Here is a 13,393-nt window from a genome sequence, read left to right as displayed (position 1 = left end):
CCCCAGCGCGTGCGCGCCGGACCTGTGCGCTTCAGGCGCTGCCTGTGGACAGCGGGGCCAGTCGCCCGATCTTCTTCTCTTCGGCCAGGGCTTCGATCTTCACGACGATCAGCGACAGATTGTCGCCACCGCCGCGTGCGCGCGAGCGTGCCTTGTCGATCAGGAATTCGGTGGCTTCGCGCGGCGACAGCGAATCCACCACCGAGGCCAGCTCGGTGGGCGAAAAGTAATGCCACACGCCATCGCTGCAGGCCAGCAGCACATCGCCGGGCCGCAATTGCTGGATGGTGTGGGTGGTGATGGGCGGGTCGCTTTCGGTGCCCAGGCAGCCCACCAGAATGTTGGAATGCGGATGGATGTTGGCTTCGGCCTCGGTCAACTCGCCGCGATCGACCAGGGCCTGGACATAAGAATGGTCGCTGGTGCGAAAGCTCAGCCTGGCACCCTCGAAGTGGTAGATGCGCGAGTCGCCCGCATGCACCCAGTGGCAGTCCCCGCGCGGGTTGATCAAAAACGCGGCGATGGTGCTGTGGGGTTCCTGTTCGGATGAAATGGCCGTGAGGCGGATGACGATGTGCGCCTCTTGCACCATGTTCTTGAGCATCGCGGCGGGGTCGTCCGTCTCCGGCGAGTAGCGTTCAAACAACTGGCGGGCTGTCATCATCACCTGGTCTGACGCCTTGCGTCCGCCACTGCGGCCACCCATGCCATCGGCCACCACGCCCAGCACGCACCCGTTGAAGCGTTCGTGGGAGATCAGGGCCACCTGGTCCTGCTGGTATTCGCGGTCACCCTTGTGGATACCCGTAGAGGCGATAAGGCGGAACGCTTTGGTCATGCTGAGGATTGTGGGGGCCGGCGGTGCAAATTCCCATCGGGGAGGTGCGTCAGAGCGATTATTATCCGCTCGCGTGTGGCGTTTTTGCCATGCCCATGAGTGCATCGCACCGCCAACTTCTTGAAATCGAACCATCACTCATTGCCGCGCCAGCTGATTGATTTGCGCATCGCCCATGCCGATCTGGATGCCCGCATCGACCAGGGCACGCATGAGGGAATGCCGGACGATTTTTTGCTCAGGCGCCTGAAGAAGCGCCGCCTGGCAATGCGCGATGAAATCGACCGCCTGGAGCGCGCACTGCAGCCCCAAGAGCCTGCGTGATGAGCCTGGTGGACGCCGTACATGTGGCATTTGGACCTGATGGGGTGCTGTCGCGAATGGACGCACATTACCGTGTCCGCGATGGCCAGATGGCAATGGCCGACGCGGTCGCCAGGACCATTGAGCGGGGTGGCGCCCTGGTGGTGGAGGCAGGCACTGGCGTTGGCAAAACCTTCGCCTATCTGGTCCCGGCACTGCTCAGCGGCGAGCGGGTGTTGCTGTCCACGGCCACCAAGGCTTTGCAGGATCAGCTTTTTGCCCGCGATCTCCCCCAGCTGGTCTCTGCCCTGGCCTTGCCGGTGCGCACGGCCCTGCTCAAGGGGCGCGGCAGTTATCTGTGTTTGCACCGCATGGAGCAGGCGCGCCAGCAAGTCGCGCCGCAGGATCGCGTCATGCAGCGGGTGCTGGCGAAGGTGGAGGTCTGGTCGCGCAGCACCCGTTCGGGTGATCTGGCCGAGTTGCCGGGCCTGGACGAACGCTCACCCGCCATGGCGCTGATCACATCCACCCGCGAAAACTGCCTGGGCACGGCCTGCCCTCGGTTTCGGCAGTGCCATGTGAACCTCGCCCGGCGTGAAGCGCTGGCCGCCGATGTGGTGGTGGTCAATCACCATCTGTTCTTTGCCGATGCGGCTGTGCGGGAGTCGGGTATGGCCGAGTTGCTGCCGACCGTGCGGGTCGTGGTGTTTGACGAGGCGCACCAGATCAATGAAATCGGCGTGCAGTTCCTGGGTATGCAACTGACCACGGTGCAGCTGCTGGATTTTTCGCGGGATCTTCTGGCTGCGGGTTTGCAGCATGCCCGTGGCCTTGCGGACTGGAACACCCTGGCGGGCCCCATCGAGCAGGCCGCTGCCGATCTGCGGATGGCCGTGGGCCCGAATGCCGCCGGCACCAAGCTGCGCTGGACAGGCGAGGTGCCCGAAGCCGTTGCGCCGCAAGGCTGGCATGAGGCCCTTGGGCGGGTGTCAATGGCGTGCGCGCAAGCCCTGGAGGCGCTGGACCCGTTCAGCGAGACATCCCCTGACTTTGTGCGCCTGTACGAGCGCGGCTCTGAGATCTTGGTGCGGCTGGGGCGATTTGCAGCGCCCTGCAGTCCGGACGCCGTGCGCTGGGTGGACGTGGGGGGGGCGCTGCGGCTGGTGGAGTCGCCGCTCGATATTGCACAGGCCATGCAAACCCGCTTGCTTGCGGCTCCCACCGAAACCGCAGAATGGGAAGGTGCGGGTGACGAGTGGCCTGCGCCGCAGCCGCACGCAGGGCGGGCCTGGATTTTCACGTCGGCCACGCTGGGCGACGATGCCGCTCTGACATGGTTCACCGAGCGCTGCGGCTTGCAGGATGCCGAGATCTTGCGCGTGGAAAGTCCGTTCGACTATGCGTCGCAGGCCGCGCTGTATGTGCCCCGGCATTTGCCAAAACCCGCCGATCCCGCCCACAGCATCGCCGTGGCCCAGTTGGCTGGAGCGGCCGCAGGCCGTCTGGGTGGGCGCACGCTGGTTCTGACCACAACGCTCAAGGCCCTGCGCACTATCGGCGATGCGTTGCAAGCACGTTTCAACAGTCCGGATGGGCTGGAGGTGCTGGTGCAGGGAGACTGGCCCAAACGCCACCTCATGGAGCGCTTTCGCGAGGGAGCATTGAACGGACGGCGCGGCTGCGTGCTGGTGGCGTCGGCCTCGTTCTGGGAGGGCTTTGATGTGCCTGGCGATGCCTTGCAGCTGGTCATCATCGACAAGCTGCCCTTTCCGCCTCCTGGCGATCCGCTGGTGGAAGCGCGCACCCACCGCATCGAGGCCGCTGGTGGGCGTGCCTTTCAGATGCTTGCGGTGCCCGAGGCGGCTGTGGCGCTCAAGCAAGGGGCGGGGCGGCTGATTCGGCGGGAATCGGACCGTGGCATCCTGGTGGTGTGCGATACCCGGCTGGTCACCATGGGCTATGGCAAACGGCTGATGCGCGCTTTGCCGCCCATGCGCATGCTTGAAAGTCCCGAGGCGTTCGAGGCAGCGCTGGATGCGCTTACCAGAATTTCCACCACGGATTCGACTTGGTCTTGACGCTGCCCGTGGCGTAAACGCCTTGGGGGTACGAAGCCTCCATGACCCGGCGGGCATCGTCCCGCAGCTGGGTCATGCCCAGGGCGTCGTAGGACTGGATCAGGATGAACAGGGCCTCTTCGAGTGCCGGAACGCCCTGGTAATCGGCCAGTGCCGCCTGGGCGCGGCCGATGGCTGCCACATAGGCGCCACGCTGGTAGTAATAGCGGGCGACGTGCACTTCATACTGGGCCAGCGAATTGACGATGTAGGTCATGCGCTGGCGGGCGTCTTTGGCGTAGCGCGAATCAGGGAACCGGGTTGCCAGTTCGCTGAATGATTCGAAGGAATCCTTGGCGGCTTTCTGGTCGCGCTCTGACAGATCTTGCTGCGAAATCCATGAAAAGAGGCCCAGGTTGTCGTTGAAGTTGACCAAGCCTTTGAGGTACAGCGCGTAATCCAGTGCGGGACTGGCGGGGTGTAGCTTCATGAACCGGTCGAGGGTTGCGATGGCCTGGGCCTTTTCACTGGCCTTGTACTGTGCATAGGCTTTGTCCAGCTGCGCCTGCTGGGCCAGCGGCGTGCCTGCGGCACGGCCCTCCAGCTTTTCCAGCAAGGGTACTGCCTTGTCGAAGGCGCCACCGTTGAGCTCGTCCTTGGCTTCCGAGTAAATGCGATTGGGACTCCAGCCCGCTGTCTTGTCTTCCGGAGTGCTGGAGCAACCCGCGAGCAGGCCAGCGGTCAGCAGGGCAGTGATAAATGGCAGGGGAGCACGCAGCATTGCAGGCAGCTTTCAAGCATAAGGTGAACGTGTGCGCAGTTAGACGCTGCAAAGACTGCCGCACCTTTCTGGTGCGGCTTGGCCTGCGGCAGTACCTGAACCGACGTTGGCATTGTACCGACCGTGGCTGCCGCACTTGGCTCGCTTTAATTCGCCATTTCAGGTGCCGGGCCAGATGGGCTTCCTACAATGGAGCCATGTTTGTTCACCTGCGCCTGCACACCGAGTTTTCCGTCGTTGACGGCACCAATCGCATCGATGACCTGGCCAAGGCTGCGGCCCGGGATGGCCAGCCTGCGTTGGCTATCACCGATCTCAACAACCTTTTTGGCGCCATCAAGTTCTACAAGGAAATGCGCGGCAAAGGCGTCAAGCCAATTTTGGGCGCTGAAATTTTTCTCGAAGGCGAGGCGGGGGCGGCGCCGTCGCGCATGCTGCTGCTGGTGCAAGGCCGCCAGGGCTATCTGAACCTGTCCGAATTGCTGGCGCGCGCCTGGACGCGCAATGTGGTCAAGACACAGGCGATTTGCACCTGGGAGTGGCTGCAGGAACTGGGCGATGGCCTGATCGCGATCTCGGGCGCCCAGGCGGGCGCGGTGGGGCAAGCGCTGATGAAGGGCGATGACGCCGGTGCGGCGCAGCTGGCGCTGCGGCTGGCCGGCATCTTTCCGCACCGTTTCTATGTGGAGGTGCAACGGGCGGGGCGCGCTGACGACGAGGCCCATGTAGTGGCGGCCGTGCAACTGGCTGCGCGGCTGCATCTGCCCGTGGTCGCCACGCACCCCGTGCAGTTCGCCACTGCCGACGATTACGAGGCCCACGAGGCCCGGGTCTGCATTTCCGAGGGCGAAATCCTGGGCAACCAGCGGCGGGTGCGCAAGTTCACGCGCGAGCAGTATTTCAAGTCGTCGGCACAAATGCAGGCGCTGTTTGAGGATCTGCCCGCCGCACTGGCGAATTCGGTTGAAATTGCCCGCCGTTGCAATATCAGCCTGGTGCTGGGCAAGCCGCAGTTGCCCAACTTTCCCATCCCGCCCGTGAATGGGCAGGTGATGTCGGTGGAAGACTACTTTCGCCATGTTTCCTTCGAGGGGCTGGAGGACCGTCTTCAGCTTCTGTTCCCCGACGAAGCCAAGCGCAATGCACAGCGGCCGCGCTATGTAGAGCGGCTGGAGTTCGAGCTCAACACCATCCTCAAGATGGGGTTTCCTGGCTACTTTTTGATTGTGGGGGACTTCATCCAATGGGCCAAGACGCACGGGTGTCCCGTGGGGCCGGGCCGGGGCTCTGGCGCGGGGTCTCTGGTGGCCTATGCGCTCAAGATCACCGACCTGGACCCGCTCGAATACAACCTGCTGTTTGAACGGTTTTTGAACCCCGAGCGCGTGTCGATGCCCGACTTCGACATTGACTTTTGCCAGGCGAACCGCGACCGCGTGATCGACTACGTGAAGGACAAATACGGCAAGGATGCCGTGAGCCAGATCGCCACCTTCGGCACCATGGCCGCCAAAGCGGCCATTCGGGACGTGGGGCGGGTGATGGACATGAGCTATATGTTTTGCGACGGCATCTCCAAGCTGGTGCCCAACAAGCCCGGGCAGTCCTACACACTGGCTTACCCGCCCAACCCCAAGAAAGAGGGCGACAAGAACAACTACGCCCTGGAGCTGGAGCCCCTGCTGGCGGAGCGGGTGCAAAAGGAAGAAGACGTCAAGACCGTCATCGAGATGGCGCAGAAGCTGGAAGGCTTGACGCGCAACATCGGCATGCATGCCGGTGGCGTGCTGATCGCGCCGGGCAAGCTCACCGATTTTTGTCCGCTGTACCAGCAGCCGGGCAGCGAGTCGGCCGTGAGCCAGTACGACAAGGACGACGTGGAGGCGATTGGCCTGGTGAAGTTCGATTTCCTGGGTCTGGCCACGCTCACCATTCTGGAAATTGCGCGCGAGTTCATCATCAAGCGCCACAAGGGGCAGGAGAACTTCGCCTTCGAAACCATTCCGCTGGACGATGGCCCGACCTACAGGCTCTTCTCCGATGGCAAGACCGAGGCCGTCTTCCAGTTTGAAAGCCGCGGCATGCAGGGCATGCTGAAAGAAGCGCGCCCCAGCCGCCTGGAGGACCTGATTGCGCTGAACGCCTTGTATCGGCCAGGCCCCATGGACCTGATCCCGAGCTTTGTGAACCGCAAGCATGGCAAGGAAGAGGTGATCTATCCCCATCCGCTGGTGGAGCCCGTGCTGGCCGAGACCTACGGGATCATGGTCTACCAGGAGCAGGTGATGCAGACCGCCCAGGTGCTGGGCGGATACAGCCTGGGCGGCGCCGACATGCTGCGCCGGGCCATGGGCAAGAAGAAGGCCGAGGAGATGGCCGAGCACCGCGCCATCTTCCGCAAGGGCGCGGCAGAAAAGGGCATCGGCCAGGAGAAGGCTGACGAAGTGTTCGACCTGATGGAGAAGTTTGCGGGCTACGGCTTCAACAAGTCGCACGCCGCCGCTTATTCGCTGTTGGCCTACCACACCGGCTGGCTCAAGGTGCATTACACGGCCGAGTTCTTTTGCGCCAACATGACGGTGGAAATGGACGACACCGACAAGCTCAAGGTGCTGTTCGAAGATGCGCAGAAGAGTTTCGGGCTGACGTTCGAGCCGCCGGATGTCAATCGCGGCCGGTACCGCTTTGAGCCCGTGACCGACAAGGTGATCCGCTACGGCCTGGGCGCCGTCAAGGGCACGGGGCAACAGGCCATCGATGCCATCGTTGCGGCCCGTGAAGGGCGGGGCGATGGGCCGCAGGGCTCCACCACGGGCCCGTTTAAGAGCCTGTTCGATTTCTGCGTGCGGGTGGACAAGGCGCGCTTGAACAAGCGCACCGTCGAGGCGCTCATCAAGGCGGGTGCCTTTGACTCGCTCAATCTCAATCGCGCCGCCATGGTGGCGTCGATCGACCGCGCCTTCGACTTTGCCGCGGCCACGCTGGCCAACGTGAACCAGGGCGGCCTGTTTGACATGATGGGTGACGACGCCCATGGATCGAGCACGCAGGAGCCCGATCTGGTGGACGCGGTGCCCTGGGGCATCAAAGAGCGCCTCACGCAGGAGAAGACGGCTATCGGCTTCTACCTCTCGGGCCATCTGTTCGATGAAGTGGCGCAGGAAGTGCGCCGCTTTGTGCGCACCCAGATCGACGAGTTGCTGGACAGCCGCGAGCCCCAGATTCTTGCCGGCATCGTCACCGATTTTCGCGTGATCAATGGCCAGCGGGGCAAGCTGGGGCTGTTCCGGCTGGACGACAAATCGGGCGTCATCGAGGCGTCTGCCGACGAGGCCTTGCTCAACACCTACCGCAACCAGCTCAAGGAAGACGAGTTCGTGGTGATGATGGGGCGCCTGCAGCTGGACCATTTCAGCGGCGGCCTGCGCGTGAAGGTGCAGCAGGTCTGGGATCTGGCGGGCGCGCGTGCGCGGTTCGGCAAATACCTCCATGTGGTGGTGGGGGACAAGTCCCCCGATGTGCCGCGTCTGGTGCAAGAGTTTCCGCCGCGTCGCGAAGAGTCGGAGCAAGGCGATCTGCTGCATGGGCTGCGCGTGCGCATGGGCGTGCGCTGCGTGGCAGAGCAGGGCACCGCGGTGGCCGAGCTGCAGCTGGGCGACGCCAGCCGGTTCTATCCCACCGACGCAGCACTGGCGGCCTGGAGTGCCCAGGTTGGCACAGGCTCTGCTGCCGTTATCTATGAGTGATTTGCGACTATAGACTCGGCTTCCATCAGAAGGTTAAAACCACCGGTTTCCAACCGGTCAGTTTCAGCTATGAGAATGGGGTGGCTGGGGGTGTGAGATGGACTGCAGATCTGCCGGTGTCACAGGCCCGGAGATGAATTGCGCCAGCAGATCGACTGAGAATTGCGGCTGCGCCGCCTTGTCCGCTGGCGCGGTGGCCTTCGTCTTGCGTGGCATTCATGCTTCTTGTTGACATGTTATGCCGCGCACAAAAAATCTCTGACAGGCTCGTACGCCGCCGAAGATGGCGGGCCGTGCGTCTTCGTCGCCGATCATCCAAGTGCTGCGCAGACCTCAAAATGCTCGACCATCGGTGCTTTCACAAAGAATGGACCGACCAAGCCACGCCATTGGCCATAGGCCGGCGAATTGCGAAAGCCTTCGGTATGGTCTTGCAGTGTCTCCCAGTGAATCAGCAGCAGGTAGCGCTCGGGTGATTCAATGCTTCGACGCAGTTCGTATTTGCAAAAGCCCTTGGATGTCGAAATGGCGACACGGATGCCTTCATGGACGGCTTGTTCGAATGCGGCCTGGTGGCCAGGCTGGATGCTGATGTCGGCGACTTCCAAAATCATGTGGTGTTCTCCTTGACCTTGCCCCTGTTTCGTGTAGTTCTTAACCCACCTTAACCCACGATTCACGCGGCCTTTTTATGTTGCGCCGCGTACCAGCGTTGCTCGTACTGCATCGGGCTGAGGTAGCCCAGCGACAAATGCAGCCTGCGGTGATTGTAGAAAGCCATCTAATCCATCACCGCCTGCCTGGCCTGCTCACGGGTGGCGAACTTTTGACCATGCACACTGGCCTGCATGTGCAGCTGCAGGGTCCAGCCCACCACCTGCCGACCAAACAGGTCGATGACGGCGGCCAGGGCCGCTGCGGCCATGACCATCCTCTCGTCGACGCAGCCAGTTGAAGTAGTGGCTGGCGCTGACCTCCAGCACCCCGCATGACACGCTCACTGGGTATAGCTTTCTCATCTGGTCAATCCAGGCGTACCTCGCAGCGTGTCTTGCGCGAAGTACGCCGCGGCTTTTTTTGCGATGTCGCGCTCCATGCGAAGACGGCTGACCTCTGCGCGCAACCGCGCTATCTCCATCTGTCCATCTGCTCGGCAGAGACCTTGGCGATCTTGTCATCGCCATCAGCCGGGGGCAAGGTGGTCTTCTGATGGAAAATAAAGGCGTAGCTTTTCCACCCAGGTGCCGGGCCCGGTTGAAAAACACGCAACCATCATCAGATGACACTGGCTGCAGCGATGCCTCTGGATCGCTAGAATGAATTTCATGGCAACAAAACCACCTTCTCCCCCCACCGTGCAGCCCGTAACCCGGCCGACGCGGGATGACGGCGGTTCGGTCGTGCTCGAAAGACGCGCGCAAAAGACCCAGCCGCCCCAGATGTACCAGGTGGTCATGCTCAATGACGACTACACGCCCATGGAGTTCGTGATCGTGGTGCTGCAGGAGTTTTTCAGCAAGGACCGCGAACAGGCCACGCAGATCATGCTGAAGATCCACCTCGACGGCAAAGGCGTTTGCGGCGTGTACTCGCGGGACGTGGCCGCCACCAAGGTGGACCAGGTGCTGGAGGCTGCGCTGAAGGCCGGCCACCCCCTGCAATGTGTGAGTGAACCTGTTGAATAACAGGTCTCTCATCCCGATCTACAGTTATCTCTTCCACGCAAGCACAAAGGAGTTCACATGATTGCCCAGGAACTGGAAGTCAGCTTGCACATGGCCTTTGTTGAGGCCCGCCAGCAGCGCCACGAGTTCATCACCGTGGAGCATCTGTTGCTTGCACTGCTCGATAACCCCAGCGCAGCGGAAGTGCTGCGCGCATGTTCGGCCAATATCGATGACCTGCGCGCATCGCTGTCGAACTTCATCAAAGACAACACGCCGCAGGTCGCAGGATCGGACGAAGTGGACACACAACCCACGCTGGGCTTCCAGCGGGTGATCCAGCGCGCCATCATGCATGTGCAGTCCACCGGCAATGGCAAGAAAGAGGTGACGGGCGCCAACGTGCTCGTGGCGATCTTTGGCGAGAAGGACTCGCACGCCGTGTACTACCTGCACCAGCAGGGCGTGACGCGCCTGGACGTGGTCAATTTCATTGCCCACGGCATCAAGAAGGGCGAGCCGCCAGAGCCTGCCAAGGCTGAAAACCAGGCCGAAGGCGAGGAGGGTGGTGGTTCGGAACGCAATGAAAAAGCGTCGCCGCTGGAACAGTTCACACAGAACCTGAACCAGGCCGCCAAGGAAGGCAAGATCGACCCGCTGATCGGCCGTCACTACGAAGTCGAGCGCACCATCCAGATCCTGTGCCGCCGCCGCAAGAACAACCCGCTGCTGGTGGGCGAAGCCGGCGTGGGCAAGACCGCGATTGCCGAGGGCCTGGCCTGGCGCATCACGCAAAACGACGTGCCCGAGATCCTGGCCGAGGCCGTGGTCTATTCGCTCGACATGGGCGCGCTGCTGGCGGGCACCAAGTACCGCGGCGATTTTGAGCAGCGCCTCAAGGGCGTGCTCAAGTCGCTCAAGGACAAGCCCAATGCGATTTTGTTCATCGACGAAATCCACACCCTGATCGGTGCGGGCGCTGCATCGGGCGGCACGCTCGATGCGTCCAACCTGCTCAAGCCGGCGCTCTCCAGCGGCCAGCTCAAGTGCATTGGCGCCACCACCTTCTCGGAATACCGTGGCATCTTCGAAAAAGACGCCGCGCTGTCGCGCCGCTTCCAGAAGGTGGACGTGGTCGAGCCCACCGTGCAGGAAACCATCGACATCCTCAAGGGCCTCAAGAGCCGCTTTGAAGAGCACCACAGCGTGAAGTACGCCGCGGCGGCCCTGCAGGCAGCGGCCGAGCTGAGCGCCAAGTACATCAACGACCGCCACCTGCCCGACAAGGCCATTGACGTGATCGACGAGGCGGGTGCTGCCCAGCGCATCATGGTGCCGAGCAAGCGCAAGAAGACCATTGGCAAGGCCGAGATCGAAGAGATCGTGGCCAAGATCGCACGCATTCCGCCCGCCAACGTGTCCAACGACGATCGCGGCAAGCTGCAGACGCTTGAGCGCGACCTGAAAAGCGTGGTGTTCGGCCAGGACAAGGCCCTGGAAGTGCTGGCCAGTGCGGTCAAGATGGCGCGCTCGGGCCTGGGCAAGGGCGACAAGCCGATTGGCTCATTCCTGTTCAGCGGCCCCACCGGTGTGGGCAAGACCGAGGCGGCCAAGCAGCTGGCTTTCATCATGGGCATCGAGCTGATCCGCTTCGACATGTCGGAGTACATGGAGCGCCACGCTGTGAGCCGCCTGATCGGTGCGCCTCCGGGCTATGTCGGCTTTGACCAGGGCGGCCTGCTGACCGAAGCCATCACCAAGAAGCCACACGCGGTGCTGCTGCTCGACGAAATCGAAAAAGCGCACCCGGACATCTTTAACGTGCTGCTGCAGGTGATGGACCATGGCACGCTGACCGACAACAACGGACGCAAGGCCGATTTCCGCAACGTGCTCATCATCATGACCACCAACGCGGGCGCCGAGACCATGAACAAGGCGACCATCGGCTTCACCAACCCGCGCCAGGCGGGCGACGAAATGGGTGACATCAAGCGCCTGTTCACGCCTGAGTTCCGCAACCGGCTCGATGCCATCGTCAACTTCAAGGCGCTTGACGAGCAGATCATCCTGCGCGTGGTGGACAAATTCCTTCTGCAGCTCGAAACCCAGCTGGCCGAAAAGAAGGTGGAAGTCACCTTCACCGACACGCTGCGCAAGCACCTGGCCAAGAAGGGCTTCGATCCGCTGATGGGCGCCCGCCCGATGCAGCGCCTGATCCAGGACACCATCCGCCGTGCGCTGGCCGACGAGTTGCTGTTTGGCCGACTGCAGGACGGCGGCCGCCTGACGGTGGACATCGAGGTCAAGACCGACGACAAGGGCGTGGAAAGCTCCGAGGTGTTGCTGGACATTCAGCCGCTGCCCAAGAAGGAGCGCTCGGCCAAGTCCGAGCCCGCCGAGCCGGAAGAAGCCACGGCGGATTGATCGGCGCAGCAGTGGCGCCCTTTGGCGCCCCCTTTGCGTGCTCCCGCAGACCCCCAAAAGAAAGCCCACGGTGTACGCCGTGGGCTTTCTTGCTTGTTGTCTGCCGTGGGAGGGGGCGGATCTGCCCGATTGGACTGCCGCTCAGGGCGCTTGCACGCGCTGCAGCAGCTCCAGCGTGGGGTAGCCATCTTGCGCCGTGCCGATGCTGCGCTGGAAGGCGCGCAGCCCCGCGCGGGTGGCCGGGCCCATGACGCCGTCCGGGGTGCCGGCAGAAAACCCCTTGCGGTTCAGCGTCTCCTGCAGCGTCTGTATTTGAGCGCGTGACATCGGCTCCAGATCGCGCGGCCAGGCACCTGCAATGGCTGGGCCGCCGCCGATCTGTTGCGCCAGCAGCGCCACCGCGAGCGCGTAGTTGGTGGAGTTGTTGTAGCGCAGGAGGGTACGAAAATTGGCGCCCACCACAAATGCGGGGCCGCGTGCGCCGGCCGGAGTGACGATCGAGGCTGCGGCCAGGTGGGGTAGCGTTTGGCCTTCGATGGCGCTTACACCTTCGGCCACCCATTGCGCCGTGCTCTGCCGCACGCCGAGGTCGGCCCGGGCGTGGTCGAACGAAGGCGGCAGCTGGACTTCAGCCCCCCAGCGCTCGTTGGCCTGCCAGCCGGAGCGCGCCAGAAAATGGGCCGTGGATGCCGCCACGTCCGGGATGCTGCCCCAGATGTCGCGGTGCCCGTCGCCATCGGCATCGACGGCGTAGGCCAGAAACACCGAGGGCAGGAACTGCGTGTGGCCCATGGCGCCGGCCCAGGAGCCCACCATGCGTTCGGCCGCGATGTCGCCCGCGTCGATGATGCGCAGGGCGGCCAGCAGTTCGCTTTGTGCCCAGGCGCGGCGCCGGCCGTCGTAGGCCAGCGTGGCCAGTGCGTCCACGGTGCGCAAGCTGCCGAAGTTGCTGCCGTAGTTGCTCTCCATGCCCCAGATGGCGGTGATGACCGTGGCGGGCACGCCGTAGCGGGCTGCGGTGGCATTCAGCGTTGCCTGGTGTTCAGCCAGTTGGGCCTTGCCTTGTGCGATGCGCTGCGCTGAGACGGCGCTGTCGAGGTAGGCCCAGGGCGTGCGGGTGAATTCAGGCTGGGCACGGTCCAATTCAACGACGCGGGGCAGCCATTGCGCGCCGCCTAGCACATCGCGCACGGTGTCGGGCCGTATGCCGGCCGCCAGGGCCTGCGCAGAAAACGCGCTTCGCCAGGCGCCAAAGCCTGCAGCGTGGTCCGCACCGGCTGCCGTGCCGACGGTTGCGTCGGCGGCGCTGGGACGGGCTGCTGGGGGTAACGGTGCGACCACGGTGGTTGGGGCGCTGGCGCAACCCGCCAATGCCACGGCAGCCACCAGTGCGGCCGGCAGTCGCATGCACGCAGGGCGTGGGCAGCGCGACAGGAAAGAGAGAGGGGCTTGGGTACTTTGCATGCGCCATTGTCCCGCGCCGCAGCGCCTGTGTCTTGCCGCGGACGTGGCACGCCGTGCAGTGGCTGGTCTGCGTTTACTATTGTTTTGATAGCTACTGGCGCTTGATATGTAAG

General features: G+C 63.2%; 9 protein-coding genes and 1 pseudogene. 5 read left to right on the top strand and 5 right to left on the bottom strand.

All coding sequences use genetic code 11. The features are described from left to right. Window positions 1–31 precede the first annotated feature (31 nt). A complete protein-coding gene (locus tag J8G26_RS12455) occupies window positions 32–838 on the bottom strand; it encodes a protein phosphatase 2C domain-containing protein (RefSeq protein WP_087745547.1) in 807 nt (268 codons plus the stop codon). 120 nt (window positions 839–958) lie between these two features. Between J8G26_RS12455 and J8G26_RS12450 the strand changes: the two genes are divergently transcribed. Both J8G26_RS12450 and J8G26_RS12445 read left to right on the top strand, forming a co-directional pair. Further along, on the top strand, window positions 959–1,162 hold the full coding sequence (locus tag J8G26_RS12450) for a DUF465 domain-containing protein (RefSeq protein WP_087748254.1): 204 nt from the start codon (window positions 959–961) through the stop codon (window positions 1,160–1,162). Next, a complete protein-coding gene (locus J8G26_RS12445; RefSeq protein ID WP_210569233.1) occupies window positions 1,162–3,219 on the top strand; it encodes an ATP-dependent DNA helicase in 2,058 nt (685 codons plus the stop codon). Before J8G26_RS12450 ends, J8G26_RS12445 begins: the two co-directional genes overlap by 1 nt. On the opposite strand, the gene J8G26_RS12440 is transcribed toward J8G26_RS12445, so the two are convergent. Beyond that, complete coding sequence (locus tag J8G26_RS12440; protein WP_210569231.1) at window positions 3,182–3,979, bottom strand: outer membrane protein assembly factor BamD; 798 nt, start codon at window positions 3,977–3,979, stop codon at window positions 3,182–3,184. The two genes, J8G26_RS12445 and J8G26_RS12440, sit on opposite strands and share 38 nt — an antisense overlap. A 197-nt stretch (window positions 3,980–4,176) precedes the next feature. Between J8G26_RS12440 and dnaE the strand changes: the two genes are divergently transcribed. Continuing rightward, complete coding sequence (dnaE, locus tag J8G26_RS12435) at window positions 4,177–7,725, top strand: DNA polymerase III subunit alpha (RefSeq protein WP_087745553.1); 3,549 nt, start codon at window positions 4,177–4,179, stop codon at window positions 7,723–7,725. Window positions 7,726–8,036: 311 nt separating this feature from the next. Here the strand turns inward: dnaE and J8G26_RS12430 are convergent, their stop codons facing one another. Together J8G26_RS12430 and J8G26_RS12425 are read right to left on the bottom strand one after the other, a co-directional pair. Further along, window positions 8,037–8,339: an antibiotic biosynthesis monooxygenase family protein gene (locus tag J8G26_RS12430; RefSeq protein ID WP_087745555.1), complete on the bottom strand. Its 303-nt coding sequence runs from the start codon at window positions 8,337–8,339 to the stop codon at window positions 8,037–8,039. Between the two features lie 62 nt (window positions 8,340–8,401). Continuing rightward, window positions 8,402–8,904 (bottom strand): annotated as a pseudogene (locus J8G26_RS12425) (IS3 family transposase); the annotation flags it as partial. A 137-nt stretch (window positions 8,905–9,041) separates the two neighbouring features. Here J8G26_RS12425 and clpS point away from each other — a divergent pair. After that, window positions 9,042–9,410 (top strand): ATP-dependent Clp protease adapter ClpS, encoded by a 369-nt coding sequence (gene clpS / locus J8G26_RS12420; protein ID WP_210569229.1) that lies wholly within the window; start codon window positions 9,042–9,044, stop codon window positions 9,408–9,410. Window positions 9,411–9,467: 57 nt separating this feature from the next. Continuing rightward, the gene (clpA, locus tag J8G26_RS12415) at window positions 9,468–11,816 is read left to right on the top strand and encodes an ATP-dependent Clp protease ATP-binding subunit ClpA (RefSeq protein WP_210569227.1); all 2,349 of its coding nucleotides are present in this window, start codon (window positions 9,468–9,470) and stop codon (window positions 11,814–11,816) included. Between the two features lie 141 nt (window positions 11,817–11,957). Here clpA and J8G26_RS12410 read toward each other — a convergent pair whose 3' ends face one another. Further along, the gene (locus J8G26_RS12410; RefSeq protein WP_210569225.1) at window positions 11,958–13,223 is read right to left on the bottom strand and encodes a lytic murein transglycosylase; all 1,266 of its coding nucleotides are present in this window, start codon (window positions 13,221–13,223) and stop codon (window positions 11,958–11,960) included. Between the last annotated feature and the right edge of the window lie 170 nt (window positions 13,224–13,393).

Origin of the sequence: Acidovorax sp. JG5, assembly GCF_017939685.1 — a bacterium.
Lineage (GTDB): Bacteria > Pseudomonadota > Gammaproteobacteria > Burkholderiales > Burkholderiaceae_C > Acidovorax.
This window is presented reverse-complemented; position numbering and strand designations above follow the sequence as displayed.

Bases quoted from the DNA above. Each gene is read 5' to 3' on its own strand.
- J8G26_RS12410 (WP_210569225.1), bottom strand. From the start codon at position 13,223: ATGCGACTGCCGGCCGCACTGGTGGCTGCCGTGGCATTGGCGGGTTGC.
- dnaE (WP_087745553.1), top strand. From the start codon at position 4,177: ATGTTTGTTCACCTGCGCCTGCACACCGAGTTTTCCGTCGTTGACGGC.
- J8G26_RS12455 (WP_087745547.1), bottom strand. From the start codon at position 838: ATGACCAAAGCGTTCCGCCTTATCGCCTCTACGGGTATCCACAAGGGT.
- clpS (WP_210569229.1), top strand. From the start codon at position 9,042: ATGAATTTCATGGCAACAAAACCACCTTCTCCCCCCACCGTGCAGCCC.
- J8G26_RS12440 (WP_210569231.1), bottom strand. From the start codon at position 3,979: ATGCTGCGTGCTCCCCTGCCATTTATCACTGCCCTGCTGACCGCTGGC.
- clpA (WP_210569227.1), top strand. From the start codon at position 9,468: ATGATTGCCCAGGAACTGGAAGTCAGCTTGCACATGGCCTTTGTTGAG.
- J8G26_RS12445 (WP_210569233.1), top strand. From the start codon at position 1,162: ATGAGCCTGGTGGACGCCGTACATGTGGCATTTGGACCTGATGGGGTG.
- J8G26_RS12430 (WP_087745555.1), bottom strand. From the start codon at position 8,339: ATGATTTTGGAAGTCGCCGACATCAGCATCCAGCCTGGCCACCAGGCC.